At 64.1% G+C, this 14559-nt stretch carries 14 protein-coding genes; 1 reads left to right on the top strand and 13 read right to left on the bottom strand.

Annotated features, from left to right (window positions below; all coding sequences use genetic code 11):
- Positions 1-94: 94 nt before the first annotated feature.
- Both galU and FHS49_RS12640 read right to left on the bottom strand, forming a co-directional pair.
- A complete protein-coding gene (gene galU, locus FHS49_RS12635; RefSeq protein ID WP_184019063.1) occupies positions 95-961 on the bottom strand; it encodes a UTP--glucose-1-phosphate uridylyltransferase GalU in 867 nt (288 codons plus the stop codon).
- A gap of 142 nt (positions 962-1103) precedes the next feature.
- Complete coding sequence (locus tag FHS49_RS12640) at positions 1104-2027, bottom strand: M48 family metallopeptidase (RefSeq protein ID WP_184019065.1); 924 nt, start codon at positions 2025-2027, stop codon at positions 1104-1106.
- A gap of 106 nt (positions 2028-2133) precedes the next feature.
- Between FHS49_RS12640 and FHS49_RS12645 the strand changes: the two genes are divergently transcribed.
- Positions 2134-2313 carry a hypothetical protein gene (locus tag FHS49_RS12645; RefSeq protein WP_184019813.1) on the top strand — a complete coding sequence of 60 codons (180 nt, stop codon included), beginning with the start codon at positions 2134-2136 and terminating at the stop codon, positions 2311-2313.
- A gap of 160 nt (positions 2314-2473) precedes the next feature.
- Here the strand turns inward: FHS49_RS12645 and glpK are convergent, their stop codons facing one another.
- The 11 genes from glpK to FHS49_RS12700 form a co-directional block, all read right to left on the bottom strand.
- Complete coding sequence (gene glpK, locus FHS49_RS12650; RefSeq protein WP_184019067.1) at positions 2474-3955, bottom strand: glycerol kinase GlpK; 1482 nt, start codon at positions 3953-3955, stop codon at positions 2474-2476.
- Between the two features lie 73 nt (positions 3956-4028).
- Positions 4029-4538, bottom strand: coding sequence for a type III secretion system chaperone family protein (locus tag FHS49_RS12655; protein WP_184019069.1), 510 nt, complete (start codon positions 4536-4538; stop codon positions 4029-4031).
- 115 nt (positions 4539-4653) lie between these two features.
- Positions 4654-4947: an accessory factor UbiK family protein gene (locus FHS49_RS12660; RefSeq protein ID WP_184019071.1), complete on the bottom strand. Its 294-nt coding sequence runs from the start codon at positions 4945-4947 to the stop codon at positions 4654-4656.
- A gap of 32 nt (positions 4948-4979) precedes the next feature.
- Positions 4980-5534 carry a TspO/MBR family protein gene (locus FHS49_RS12665; RefSeq protein WP_184019073.1) on the bottom strand — a complete coding sequence of 185 codons (555 nt, stop codon included), beginning with the start codon at positions 5532-5534 and terminating at the stop codon, positions 4980-4982.
- Positions 5535-5548: 14 nt separating this feature from the next.
- Positions 5549-8656: an efflux RND transporter permease subunit gene (locus tag FHS49_RS12670; protein ID WP_184019075.1), complete on the bottom strand. Its 3108-nt coding sequence runs from the start codon at positions 8654-8656 to the stop codon at positions 5549-5551.
- Positions 8657-8667: 11 nt separating this feature from the next.
- A complete protein-coding gene (locus tag FHS49_RS12675; protein WP_184019077.1) occupies positions 8668-9717 on the bottom strand; it encodes an efflux RND transporter periplasmic adaptor subunit in 1050 nt (349 codons plus the stop codon).
- 65 nt (positions 9718-9782) lie between these two features.
- Complete coding sequence (locus tag FHS49_RS12680) at positions 9783-10514, bottom strand: TlyA family RNA methyltransferase (protein WP_184019079.1); 732 nt, start codon at positions 10512-10514, stop codon at positions 9783-9785.
- Positions 10507-10914 (bottom strand): PIN domain-containing protein, encoded by a 408-nt coding sequence (locus tag FHS49_RS12685; protein ID WP_184019081.1) that lies wholly within the window; start codon positions 10912-10914, stop codon positions 10507-10509. The genes FHS49_RS12680 and FHS49_RS12685 overlap by 8 nt, the downstream gene beginning before the upstream one ends.
- Entirely contained in the window at positions 10904-11134 is a 231-nt protein-coding gene (locus tag FHS49_RS12690) for an AbrB/MazE/SpoVT family DNA-binding domain-containing protein (protein ID WP_184019083.1), read from the bottom strand. The genes FHS49_RS12685 and FHS49_RS12690 overlap by 11 nt, the downstream gene beginning before the upstream one ends.
- 55 nt (positions 11135-11189) lie before the next feature.
- Complete coding sequence (locus tag FHS49_RS12695; protein ID WP_184019086.1) at positions 11190-13685, bottom strand: ABC transporter permease; 2496 nt, start codon at positions 13683-13685, stop codon at positions 11190-11192.
- Between the two features lie 115 nt (positions 13686-13800).
- Complete coding sequence (locus tag FHS49_RS12700; protein ID WP_184019088.1) at positions 13801-14493, bottom strand: ABC transporter ATP-binding protein; 693 nt, start codon at positions 14491-14493, stop codon at positions 13801-13803.
- Positions 14494-14559: the final 66 nt, after the last annotated feature.

A 14559-nucleotide genomic window follows, 5' to 3' on the forward strand; every position in this document is an offset into this window, starting at 1 on the left:
GATACGCCTTTCCGGCCGGCGCGGGAATCGCTTAGCGCGGGATGACTTTGCCCTGAGCCGTCATTGCGACGGTTCAAGCGCATATCATCAAAAGCTAGCGGGCGAACAATGCCGCGCCAAACTCGCGGATGCTCTCGCCAATGTCCGCACGCTCCAGCGCGATGGCCATATTGGCTTTCACATAGCCTGCCTTGTCGCCGCAATCATAGCGGCGGCCGTCGAAGGTGACACCGTGGAAGGGCTGGTCGCCGATCATCACGGCCATGGCGTCGGTCAACTGGATCTCCCCGCCCGCGCCCTTCTCCTGCGTTTCCAGCACGCGCATCACTTCAGGCTGAAGAATGTAGCGGCCGATCACGCTGAGATTGGACGGTGACGTGCCGGGCTTGGGCTTTTCGACCAGACCCTTCACCTCGGTAAGCGCGCCATCGCGCGTGCCCGGCGTGATGATGCCATATTGATGCGTCTGATCATCGGGCACTTCCTGCGCGCAGATCAGATTGCCACCGGTGCGCTCATAGGCCGCAATCATCTGCTTGAGGCAGCCGGGCTGGCCGACCATGAAATCATCCGCGAGCAGCACGGCGAACGGTTCGTCGCCCACGATATCGCGCGCGCACCAGACGGCATGGCCCAGACCCATTGGTTCCTGCTGACGGACATAGGCCACATTGCCCGGCTTCAGGCGGGTGGCGTCAAGAATTTCGAGCGATTTGCCGCGCGAAGACATGGTGTGTTCGAGCTCATAGGCGATGTCGAAATGATCTTCGATCGCAGACTTGCCCCGCCCGGTGACGAAGATCATCTGTTCGATCCCGGCCTCGATCGCCTCGTCCACCGCATATTGGATCAGCGGACGATCGACGATGGGCAGCATCTCCTTGGGGATCGCCTTGGTGGCCGGCAGAAATCGCGTTCCAAGACCACCCACCGGAAAAACCGCTTTACGCACACGCTTCATGATACCCCCAAAGGCACAGGATCAAGACCGACGCATTTTGTTGCGCCGCACAAATATTGTCAAATCGCTATAGCAGCGATTTATCGCCAGAAATTTAACGCTGTCGCCGCTTCTTCAATAAGCCGCGATGGCCGAACCGCAATCACGGCCCGGCGCGGACTGCCGCGATTTCAGCCTCGATCAGCGCAACGCGCTTCTTCCACCGCAAATGGGTGGAGTCCGAGAGGATGCCATGGCCATGCGCCTTGCCGAACCGCGCCCAGAATAGCGGCGCGGCCTCCAGCCGATAGCCCGCAGAAGCAAGCAGACGGATGGAAAAACGGTCCGCTTCCACCTCCGTCTCGCGGATGCGGCGCGCGTCCTTGCCCAGAATGGCCTTGCGCGAGACCCCCTGGGCATTCAGCGTTTCCGGGTGTTTCAGGATATTGTGCGCCAGTTCGTGCGCGACGATCACCGCAATCTCATCATCACCATCGGCAAAGGCGAGCAATCCGGCGTCCACCTCCACATAGCGCCCGTTCGCACCCGCGCTAAAGCCGGGCGAGGATTTGACCTGGAAGCGCGAGGCGCAGGCGGGAACGCCCTGAAGCGTGACCGAGAGATTTTGGCCGGCACGCTCCAGATCCAGATGCACCGGCCCGGCGACGAGCGCGGTTTCCAACCGATCCAGCACCGCGGCCATGCGATCAAACCCCGGCCCCGCCGCCAATGGCAAGGCCGCGCCGTTCAACGCCTTCACCGAATCATTGGCGCGAATGCCCGCACGATCGGCGGGCGATCCGGCGATCACGCCCGTCACGCCCGGCGCAGCGCCCAGCGCGAACAGCACTGCAGCAGAAGCCCGGAAATCAGCGCCATATTGTTCGATTCCCTGGAGCAGCAGACCGCTGGCGGGCTGACGGCGATCGCACATGCCGACATTGGCGGTGGCGAGGCGATAACCGACGCGGGACAGCGCCATATCCATCGCCTGAAGCGCGGTGAGCGTGGCGCGCGCATCCGTTTTGGCGGCTGCCGCGGGATGGGCCGAGAGCAAGAGCAACAGACCGAGGGAGGAGCATTTCATGACCCTGCTCTAATCCAGTGCGACCGCTGTCGTCATGCTGAATAAGAGCGGGCGCGATGGATCGGGGGATGCTATCGCCGCGTCCGATCTTCAGGAGGAGCCAATCATGGCCGAACGCTTCGAACGCCACCGCCAGCCCTGGACTTCGGACGAAATCCAGAAGCTCCACCGCCTCGCCGCCAAGGGGATGCCGCTCAAATCCATGGCCAAGGCGCTGACCCGGAGCGAGGAATCGATCCAGGCGCGCGCGAAGGAGGATGGGCTGAAGATTTCCAAGCTGCGGTGAACGGGGGGAGTATCCCTTAACACCGTTTGTCCCGAGCCCTTCGGCTGCCTGCAAGGCAGGCGCTCAGGATAAACTTCGGCATGGGCCGAAGTCGAGGGACGTCCGCCCCACGCACCCACGTCCCTCGACTTCGCTAGGGACAAACGGTCTGGGAGGCGGTTTAAGCCGACCCCAGCACCGATTTCATCGCGACATCCCAACCCGCCAGCCGCGCGCCGCGCGCATCTGTGGCCATCTGGGGCGCAAAGCGATCGACCGCCCCGCGCATGGCGGCGGCATCCTCCAGCGAAGCGAACAGCCCGGCCCCCACCCCGGCCAGCATCGCCGCCCCCATCGCGGTGGTCTCCGCCATGGCGGGGCGCTCAACCGTGAGATCGAGCATATCCGCCAGATCCTGCGCCATCCAGTCATTGGCGACCATGCCACCATCGATACGCAGCGCCTGCCAGTCCGCGCCATCGGCGGCGAAGGCGGCTTTCAGATCATGCGTCTGATGCGCCATCGCCTCCAACGCGGCGCGCATGATATGCGCGCGTCCGGTGGAGAAGCTGAGGCCGGAAATGGCGGCGCGCGCGCGCGGCTCCCAATGCGGCGCGCCCAGGCCGGACAGCGCGGGGACGAGATAGACGCCGCCATTATCCGGAACGGACCGGGCCAGCGCTTCGCTGTCGGCGGCGTGGGCGACCAGCTTCAGTTCATCCCGGAGCCACTGGATCAGGCTCCCGGCCACGAACACCGATCCCTCCAGCGCATAATGGCGCTCGCCATTCAATTGCCAGCAGATCGTGGAAAGCAGCCGGTGCCGCGATTGGGGGAGTTTCCGTCCGGTGGTGGTCAGCACGAATGCGCCGGTGCCGAAGGTCGCCTTGGTCTGGCCGGGGCTGAGGCAGGCCTGGCCGATCGTTGCCGCCTGCTGATCGCCCGCCATGCCCGTGATCGGGATGGCCGCACCAAACAGCGCGGGATCCGTGGTGCCGATCGCGCCCGCGCAATCGACGATTTCGGGCAAGATGGCGCGCGGGACGCCGAACAGATCGAGCAGGCCATCGTCCCAGCCGCTGGACCCGATCGCCATCAGCGCGGTGCGCGAGGCATTGGTGGCATCCGACACATGCGCGCCGCCCGTCAGCCGGAACACGAGATAGCTCTCCACCGTGCCCACCGCGAGATGCGCGCCCGCTTCTTTCAATTGCGACCAGTGTTCGAGCGCCCAGCCGATCTTGCTGCCCGAAAAATAGGGATCGAGCAGCAGCCCGGTCTTGGCCTGAAGCCCCGGCTCCTGCCCTTCTGCCTTCAGCGTGGCGCAGCGATCGGCGGTGCGCCGATCCTGCCAGACGATTGCAGGTGCCAGCGGTTCGCCGGTGCGGCGATCCCAGAAGACGATGGTTTCGCGCTGGTTGGTGATGCCGATCCCGGCCACCTTGTCTGCGCCGCCGGCCTTTTCGACCATGGCGCGCGCGCATTCCAGCGTGAGCGTCCAGATTTCGGCGGCGTCATGCTCGACCAGGCCGGGCGCGGGATAATGCTGGGTCAACGGCCGCTGCGCGCTGCCAAGGACGGTGCCGTCGGCGGCGAACAGCATGGCGCGGGTGGACGTGGTGCCTTCGTCTATGACGAGGATCTTATCGGCAAGTCTCTCCATGCCGCCATCAACCACAAGTGATCACGATGCGGAAGAGGTATGAGCCCCTCTCCCCCTGAAGGGGGAGAGGGAGCTAAGCCTCTCCGCGCGTCTCGATCAAGGCAGCCGCTATGGCCTCCTGCGGGCTTTTGCCGCCCCAGAGGACGAACTGGAACACCGGATAGAAGCGCTCGCATTCGTCGATCGCGGTTTCCACCAGAAGCTCCGCCTGCTCCAGCGACAGAGAATAATCATCCTGCCCTTCGAGCAGGACCGCGTGGCGGAACAGGATGATGCCGCTGGATGACCACAATTCGAAATGGCCGAGCCAGAGCTGTTCGTTGATCAGGCCCAGCGTTTCATAGAGCGGCCCGCGCTTTTCGGGGATGGCCTTGATATCGGGCAGCGCGAGAAACTGCAGCACGCGATCATCCTCGCGCCAGACGGCGCGCAGCTCGTATTTCGTCCAGCTCCCGTCCATGCTGGCGATGATCTCGTCCTCGCCGACCTTTTCATAGGTCCAGCCATGCGCGCTGAAATAGGCTTCCAGCATGTCGATCGGCGCACCATTATCCCGCGCCGATTCAAATTCATCCAACGTCATTCAATTGCCCCGAAGGCCCCAGATGACAGAAATGGTGCAGCCGACCGCCCCGGATGACAAGGCGAATCGGCTGCAACGAGCGAAAAAACTGTGGATGAATCGATGAGAGACGCCTTCAGATTTTCGGCTTGGGCGTCTTTTTCGGAGCGGTCTTGATCGCGACGGGAACCGCCTTGCCCTCAAGCGCATCGAGCCTCAGACGCAGCGCATCAGCCTCATCGCGCGCCGCGGCAGCCATGGCCTTGACCGCTTCGAACTCATCGCGGCTGACGAAATCGAGCCCGCCCATCCATTCGCGCGCCTTTTCCCGCGCAGAGGCCTCAGCCTCACGCCCGACGCCCGCCAGCGTCCCGGCAGCGCCGTTGATAAATTTCGCGAAATCTTCAAAAATCCGGTTTTCAGACTGCATTGTCCGGCTCCCAATAACGGCGTGTACCCTTGCTAAAGGTCTATCTGGGTCTTGGGGACGTTCGGCACAAGAGCCTCGGCCTGCGGATTGAGCAGATCGATCTGGTAATTCAGGATCGAAGCAAAGCTGATCCACACCAGATAGGGCACCATCAGCCAGGCCGCCGCCTTACGCACGCGGCCGAAGGCGAAGGTGGTCGCGATCGCCAGGATCAGCATGGCGATGATGATCCAGAAGGCGGTGCTGACCTGATGCGCCGCGAAAAACACCGGCGACCAGCTTAGATTCACGATGAACTGGATGATGAAAAGGGCGATGGCCAGGCCGCGACCGCGCGCGCGGCGGGCATTGAGGATCATGGCGAGGGCGAGCCCCATCAGCAGATAAAGCGTGGTCCACACCACACCGAACACCCAGCCGGGCGGCATGATCTCAGGCTTGATCAGTGCATCGAACCAGGCATTGCCATAGCCCGAATTGGACAGGCGACCGGAGGCGACACCAAGGAGCAGAACAGCGGGAACGGCAAGCATGGCCCAACGCGCATAGGACCAACGCAACTGACCGGGAGACGCAAGTTCGCTCAATGCCACTTCCTTCCTCAATGAACCGGCTGGGAATCTCCAAGCGCGGCGTCCAATTCGCGTCCGACGGCTTCGGGCGAACCCGTATATCGCGCCAGACGACTATAAAGAATAGGGATAAGAAACAGTGTAATGAATGTGGCGATCGAAACGCCGAACACGATCACGATGCCGATCGCCGTGCGCGATGCCGCGCCGGCACCGCCCACGATCACCAGCGGCACCGCGCCCATCACGGTGGCGATCGACGTCATCAGGATCGGGCGGAGGCGGCGGGCGGAGGCCTGGCGGATGGCATCCGCGATTTCCACGCCTTCATCGCGCAACTGATTGGCAAATTCCACGATGAGGATGCCATTTTTGGCGGCAAGGCCGACCAGCATGACGATACCGATCTGACTGTAGAGATTGATCGTCTGCCCCGTCAGCGCCAGCCCGACCACACCGCCGGCGACGGCGAGCGGCACCGTGGCGATGATGACCAGCGGATGGACGAAGCTTTCGAACTGGGCGGCGAGCACCAGGAAAATGATGGCGATGGTGAGCCCGAAGACGATCCAGATGGAGCCACCGGTTTCCTTGAAGGCCTGGCTCTGGCCGCGATAGCCGACAGCCGTCACCTCCGGAGAATTGGCCGCCTGCGTCTCGAGGAAGGTCAGCGCCTCACCCAGCGAATAGCCCGGTGCCAGAGCACCCTGCAGCGTGATCGCGCGCATCTTCTGAAACCGCCCCAGATCGCGCGGCCCGGCGGTTTCCCGGGTGGTGACCAGATTGGAGAGCGGGATAAGATCGCCCGACCGGCCCCGCACATAGATTTGCGACAAATTCTGAAGACCGGCGCGGTCGGCTGCGTCGGCCTGCACGATCACGCGATATTCCTCGCCGCGATCGAGATAGGTGGAGACGCGCCGCGATCCGAGCAGCGATTGCAGCGCCGCGCTCACGTCCGAGATGGAAACACCCAGATCGCCCGCACGCGCGGTGTTCACCTCGACGCGGAGTTGCGGTTTGGTTTCCTTATAATCCGAATCGAGATTGACGATGCCGGGGTTGCTGGCCGCAGCCGCCATGATCCGGTCACGCGCCACCACCAGCTCTTCATAACTATTGCCCGCGATCACGAAGCTGATCGGATTGTTACTGCCGCGACCACCGATCGGCGCGCGCACGCTGGCATTGCCGCGCACTGCGGGCTGATTGCGCAGCACGCGATTGACCTGATCGGCCACATCCTGCGTCGTCCGCGTGCGTTCTTCCCAGGGCTTGAGAAACAGTGTGTAGCCGCCGCTGTTGAAATCATCGCTCGTGCCGCTGAAATTGGCCGGCGTGCGTGAAATAATGCCCGATACGGTGCCTTCATCCACCATCGGCATCATCTGCGTCAACGCCTGCGACACATAGCGATCCATGGTATCGAAGCCGGTGCCCTCGGGCGCGGATATGTTCACCTGAACGATGCCCATGTCTTCCGAAGGGATCAGTTCGGACTTCATCAGCGTGAAGAGCCCGCCGGCACCCACCACGAACAAAGCCGTAAGGATCATGACGATCGTCGGCTTGGCGACCACCTTGTTCAGCCGATTGGCATAGCCATTTTCGAGCCGCTGGAAATGATGATCGATCCAGCGTGTAAAGCGGCCGCGCTCCTGCTTCCTGAGCAGCTTGGAACAGAGCATCGGGGCCAGGCTGAGCGCCAGAAAGCCCGAAAAACCGATGGCTGCGATCATCGCCACCGCCAGCTCGCGGAACAGCAGGCCCGTCTGCCCGGCCAAGAACATCACCGGCACGAAGACCGCACACACCACCAGCGTGGTAGAAATGACGGCAAAGCCGACCTGCCGGGTGCCCTTGAACGCTGCGATCAGCGGCGGCTCTCCCTCTTCGATCCGGTGATAGACGTTTTCGAGCACGACAATGGCGTCATCCACAACAAGGCCAATAGCGAGCACCATGGCGAGCAGCGTCAGCAGATTGATCGAAAAGCCGGCCATCCACAGCACGGTGAACGCGCTGAGCAGGCAGATCGGCACCGTAACCGCGGGTATCAGCGTGGCCCGGGCATTGCCGAGAAACAGGAAAATCACGAGCACCACGAGGACCGCCGCCTCCAGCAACGTCTCCCACACACGATCGATCGCCCGGCTGATGAACAGCGCGTCATCCGCGCCGACCCCGATCGTCATGCCCGCCGGCAAATTCGCCTTCATGGCTTCGGCTTCGGCCTTGGCGCGATCGGCCACTTCCAGCGTATTGGCGCCCGACTGGCGAACGATCCCGAGCCCGACCGCCTGTTTGCCGTTCAGCCTGAACTGCTGATAGGGATTTTCCGGGCCTTGCTCGACCCGCGCCACATCCCCCAGGCGCACCAGATAGCCATTGGCACCACGCCCGATGACGAGGTTCATAAAATCCGCGGGCGTGGAGAATGCGCGCTCGACCCGGAGCGTGACGTTCTGATCCTTGGATTCGAGGCGTCCGGCAGGAAGCTCGACATTCTGGTTGCGCAGCGCGGTTTCCACGTCAGCCGGCGTCAGGCGGAATGCGGCCAGCCGCTCGGGCTTCATCCACACGCGCATGGAGGGGCGCGCCTCGCCGCCGACGAACACCCGCGCCACACCGTCGATCGACGAAAAGCGGTCTATCAGAGTGCGGTCGGCATAGTCGCTGAGCTGCAGCTTGGTCCATCCTGGCTTGGAGACGATGAAGAACAGGATGGGAGACGCATCCGCATCGGTTTTGCGGACCTCGGGCGCAAGCGCCTCTTCGGGCAAATCCTCCACCGCGCTCGCGACCCGATCGCGCACGTCGTTCGCCGCGGATTCGATATCGCGGCCCGGATTGAACTCGACGGTGATATCGGATTGGCCATCACGCGATCGCGAGGTGATGGCCAAAATACCCTCGATGCCGGCGAGCTGCTCTTCCAGAACCTGGGTGATGCGGGATTCGACCACGCTGGCCGCAGCACCGGTATAAGTGGTCTGGACCGAGACCACAGGCGGATCGGTATCAGGATATTCGCGGATCGACAGGCTGAAATAGGCGACGATACCGACGATGCAGAGCAGGATGGCGATGACCGTGGCGAAGACAGGCCGGCGGACCGAGAGATCGGAAAGCTGCATCCTCGGCCGCTCTAATTGCGCGCCGCGGCCGGCTTCGCATTCTGCGCGCCCGCCAGGCTGACCTTCATGCCGTCCGCCAGCTTGACCACGCCTTCGGTCACGATCCGCTGGCCGGGACTGAGGCCTTGCAGAATCTCGACGACGCCATTCTGCCGCGCCCCGATCTTGACCGGCGCACGCTTTACCTTGCCGCCTTCACCGATCAGGAAGACATAGCTCTGATTGGCCTCCCCCACGATGGCGAGTTCGGGCACGGACACGGCGTTGCGGGCGGCGGATTCCACCGTCACGGTCAGCAACATACCGGGCTTCAGCAGCCTTTCGGGATTGGGCAGGATCGCACGGACGGTGACCGCGCGGGTCTCCGCATTCACCACCGGATCGATGCTCTCGATCACGCCGCGAAAAGGTTTGCCGGGATAGGCCGCGGCGATGGCGGCGATCGCCTGCCCGGGCGCGAGCGAGGCCAGCAGCGTCTCGGGCACCGAGAAATCCAGCTTGATCCGCGAAACATCGCTGATCGTGGCGATCTCCGTGCCCGCCGTCACGATGGCACCCAGAGAGATATTGCGCAGGGACAGCCAGCCGCCAAAGGGCGCGCGGATCACGCGATCGTCGATCGAGGCGCGCGCGGACGATGCCGAGGCGCGCGCCGCGCCCGCCAGCGCAACCTGCGTATCAACCGCCGCCTTGGTCGCGAAGCCACGCGCCTTGAGCTGTTCGAGGCGGCCCAATTGCAGATCGGCCTCCCGCTGCCGCGCGGCGGCCTCGGCCAGGGAGGCGTCTTCCTGCCCCAGCGCCAGCACCGCGACCACCTGCCCCGCGCCGACATAGCCGCCATCGCGGAAATTCAGCTTGGTGATCCGTTCGGTCACGGGCGCGGCGAGGATCACCTGCTCATTCGCCAAGGCGGTGCCCACCGCATCGATGCGATCCACGAAACGCTGGCTGGTAACGGCCTCTGCCTTCACCAAAGGCGCATCCGGCGTTTTCGCGCCCTTGTCGCCGCCACAGGCAGCGAGAAGCGCGATCGGGAGAAAGGCGATTATTGTGAGACGCATAGGGATCGCAGCTATCGCGAGGGCGAATGATTGGCAAGCGCGGGACTTGTCGCAATTTGTCGCAATCAAAGGCGCGCGGCGATCAGGAACTCCACATTACCCTCCGGCCCGGTGATCGGGCTTGGCACGATGCCCTCCACCGCCCAGCCCTTCGCTTCGATCCAGCCGCGCACCTCATCGCAGACGCGCTGGTGAATCAAGGGATCGCGGACCACCCCGCCCTTGCCCACTTCGGACCGGCCCGCCTCGAACTGCGGCTTGATCAGCGCAACCAGACGCGCGCCCGCCGCCGCGAAGGACAAGGGCACCTCCAGCACCTTGGACAGCCCGATAAAGCTGGCGTCACAGACGAACAGATCAATCGGCTCCGGGATATGCGCGGCGGTGAGAATGCGCGCGCTGGTCTGTTCATGGACGATGACGCGCGCATCCTTCCGCAGTTTCCAGGCGAGCTGGTTCGTGCCGCTATCCACCGCATAGACCCTGGCCGCGCCGCCGGTGAGCAGCACATCGGTGAAGCCGCCCGTGGACGAGCCGACGTCCATCGCCACCGCATCCGAGACGGTCCAGCCGAAATGCTCCAGCGCGTGCGCCAGCTTGACCCCGCCGCGCGACACCCAGGGATGATCGCGCCCGCGGACCTCCAGCGGCGCATCATCGGGCAAGGTCTGCCCCGCCTTGTCGATCTTGCGCTCCCCGGAAAAGACGATTCCCGCCAGAATGAGCGCCTGCGCGCGCGTGCGGCTGTCCGCCAGCCCGCGATCGGCGAGCAATTGATCAACGCGGATTTTAGGCATGGAAAGGGTTCGTGATGCGGAGACGGCCGTCGATGAGAAGGCCATGGTGCATGTCTTCCGACCACAGCACGTCGCATTCCGCGGACAATGCCGCGGCAATCATCAGCGCATCGAAGAATGACACTTGATAACGGTCCGCAATCGCCAGACCATGCTCGTGTACATCTGTTCCTATTGGAATCACATTGAAACAGAAACCTCTGATAAGGGCGATGGATTCCGATACCTCGGCCCAAGACATGCCCAATTTCCGGCTTGCCACATGCGCAAACTCATTGAGTGCCTGAACGCTGATCACGTCGGCCGATGCCATGATGTCCTTGGCCGGCTGTGCCTTTTTGTCTTGGGAAAAAGCGTAGATTAGGATGTTTGTATCCAGGCAAGCCCGGTCAGCGGGCATTGGCTTCTTCTCGATCGAATTTCCAACCCTTGGGCAGAGGTTTGGATAGCGCCCTCATGCGTGCAAACACCGACTCGCGATCAACGGGTTTGGGCGTAATCTTGAGTTTTCCGTCTTCAGCAGACACATCAAGATCATCTCCTTCCTTGATGTTAAGCGCGCGCGCGACATCGGCGGGGATACGGACGGCGAGGCTGTTGCCCCATTTGGCGACCTGCATGGCGGACTCCACGGATATACAGCGAGCCGCCATGTATATCATGCGCCGCGCATTCTTACAATTCGCGCAACGCCCGTGCGGGCCGCGCCGCCAGCGCCGGAAGCGCGCCGAGAAGGCCGATGCCCAGCGTGAGCACAGCGCCGGTGGCGAGCGTGATCAGCACCACGGCCCAATCCGTCGCCCAATCCAGATCGAGCACCTGGGTGACCACATACCAGCCCGCAATGCTCCCGATCAGCAGCGCGACCGCGGCCACGATCAGCGCGAGGACGAGATATTCGAGCGCCTGCGAGGCCAGCACCTGCCGCCGCGTCGCACCGAGCAGCTTGAGCAGAACCGCATCATAGATGCGCGACCGGCGCGAGGCGGCGATGGCACCGATCAGCACGGCGATCCCGGCGGCGACCGCCACCGAGGCCGCAGCGCGGACCGCGGTGGAAAGCTGACCCAGAAGATCGCCCACCTGCGTGATCACATCCTTCACGCGGATCATCGAGACCGAGGGAAATTCGTTGCTGACCGCGCGGCTGAGCGCGGCTTCGCGATCCGCCGGCAGGCCGATCGTCGCCATGAAGCTGTGGGGGGCGCCTTCCAATGTGCCGGGCGAAAAGACCATGACGAAATTGAAGCCCATCGTATCCCAATTGATCTCCCTGAGCGACGCGATCTTTGCGGTGATCTCAACGCCGAGCACCGAAACAGTGATCGTATCGCCCACGCCGATGTTCAGAATTTCGGCGGCGCGCTGATCGAGCGAAACCAGCGGCGGGCCGGCATAATCGGCGGGCCACCATTGACCAGCGACGATGCGGCTGCCCTCCGGCACTTCTGCAGCATAGGTCAGGCCGCGATCGCCGCGGAGAATCCATGCGCCTTCGGGAATGGTCTTCATATCCTGAACACGCGTCTCGCCCACCGCGACGACCGGGCCGCGCAGCGACGGGACCGTGGTGATGTCCGCGCCCGGCGCCTGTTGCGCCAGGATCTGCTTGAAGCGGCCGATCTCGTCGACCGGGATATCGAGCGCGAAGAAGCTGGGTGCCTTGGCCGGCACGGTGCGCTCGATCTGGCCGGAGAGATTGGTTTCGATGACGGCGAGCGTGACGAAGAGCGTGAGCCCCAGGCCGAGCGCGACGACCAGGCGGTCCGTCTGCGCGCCTGGCCGGTGCAGATTGGCGAGCGCCAGCCGGATCAGAGGACGGCGCGGGCGCGGCAGGATCGAGGCGATGCGGCGGACGGCCCAGCCCAGTGCGTAAAGCAAGGCCAGCATCGCGAGCGCGGCGGCGACAAAGCCCGCCGCAAACAGCGGCTCCCGCGCCGTCCCGATCGCGAGCGCCACGATGAGCGCGGCGGAGAGCGCGACGGCGATGAGCGTCCGTGCGGGCGGGCGGGCCATCGGCTCCACCCCGCCCCGGAACAGCGATCCCGCGGGCACGGCCCGCGCGCGGGCGAGCGGGATGAGCGCGAAGACGGTGGCGATCAGAACCCCATAAGCCGCGCTCACCAGCAGAGGCAGCGGATAAACCGCGAGACGCGGCGCGACCGGCAGCGCATTCCCGGCGATGCTGGTGACCAGCCAAGGCACGAGCGCACCGATCGCCAGCCCGGCGAGAATGCCGCCCGCCGCGACGACCGCGATCTGAATCACATGGATGCGAAAGATCATGGCGGACGACGCCCCGAGCGTCTTCAGCGTGGCGATGCCGCTGCGCTTGCCTTCGAGCCATGAGGCCACGCCATTGCCGACACCGATGCCGGCGACGACCAAGGCCGCCAGCCCAACCAGCGACAGGAATTGTCCCAGCCGCTCGATGAAACGCCGCGTGCCGGGCGCGCCATTGGTGCGATCCTGCACTTCCCAGCCAGCGCTGGGAAATTGCTTCTGGAATGCCAGGCCGAGCGCGGCAGGGTCCGCCGCGGCCGGCAGCTTGATCCGGTAGCGACTGTTGAAAAGGCTGCCCGGCTGGATCAGATTGGTCGCCGCCATACCGTCCAGATCGACCAAGGCCGCGGGGCCGAGCGCGAACCCCTCACCCACCCGATCCGGTTCGTCTGCGATCAGGCCGATGATCTTCAACTCGGCATCGCCGAAGCGGATCATCCCCCCGACTTTCAGATCGAGCTTCTCGGCCAGTGCGGGCGCGATCGCGATCTGCCGTCCCTTGGGCCGCGGGGCGAGCGCACCGGGGGCCATTTTGAAGGTACCATAAAGCGGCCAGGCGGTGTCCACCCCCTTCAGCTCGGCCAGCACGCTTTGGCCGCCATCGGGACGCGCAGCCATGGCGCGCAAACGAACAGATTCGGAAACCCGACCAACCCTGTCGAACGCGGCCCGCTCCACCGGATCCGCCGCGCGCTGGACGATCCGCATCTCGAGATCGCCGCCCAGGATCTCCTGGCCGCGCGCCGAAAGTTCAGCCACGATCGCGGAGGAGAGACTGCCGACGCCCGCGAGCGCCGCGACGCCGAGGAGCAGACAGATGGCGAGCAGCCGCAAGCCTTTCAGGCCGCCACGGAGGTCTCGGAGCGCCAGCCGGAGGGAGAGGTTCATGAAAGCCCCAATCTCCCGTCATTCCCGCGAAAGCCGGAATCCCGCTGCCTTAATGGGTCGGAGCGAAAAAAGAAGCGGGATCCCCGCTTTCGCGAGGATGACGTTGAAATACCCGTCACGCCGCCACCCGATCCGCCACGATCGCGCCGTCGCGCATCTCCACGATGCGGCTGCAGCGGACGCCCAGCGCCTGATCATGGGTAATCACGATCAGGGTCGCGCCGGTGTCGCGCTGGCGTTCGAAGAGCAGGTCCATGATCGACGAACCGGTGGCCGCATCCAGATTGCCCGTAGGTTCATCGGCAAAGAGGATCGCGGGGCGCGGGGCGATGGCGCGGGCGATCGCCACACGCTGCTGCTCGCCGCCCGAAAGCTGGACGGGATAATGGCCGGTGCGATGCCCCAGCCCCACTGATTCCAGTTCGACGCGCGCGCGATCGAAGGCATCGTCCACGCCAGCCAGTTCAAGCGGCACCGCCACATTCTCCAATGCGGTCATCGTCGGGAGCAAATGGAAGCTCTGCAGCACGATTCCAATGCGGCCACGCCGGGCGAGCGCCAGGCCATCTTCATCCAGCGCGCCGAAATCCTTGCCCGCCACCTCGATGCTCCCCCCGCTCGCGCGTTCCAGCCCGGCCAGCACCGCCATGAGCGAGGACTTCCCCGATCCCGAAGGCCCGAGCAGCGCCAGGCTCTCGCCCCGCGCGACTTCGAGATCGATGCCGCGAAGAATCTGCACCTGTGTGGAGCCCTGCCCCAATGCCAGGGTGACATTGCGGGCGCGGATCACGATATCGGTCTGTGTCATAGATGGGAGTTCGTATCCGTGGGAAAGATGTTCAGTGCATATGGGTGGCCGCGGCGGATTGTCCAT

Source organism: Sphingobium boeckii, assembly GCF_014199215.1.
GTDB classification, from domain to species: domain Bacteria; phylum Pseudomonadota; class Alphaproteobacteria; order Sphingomonadales; family Sphingomonadaceae; genus Sphingobium_A; species Sphingobium_A boeckii.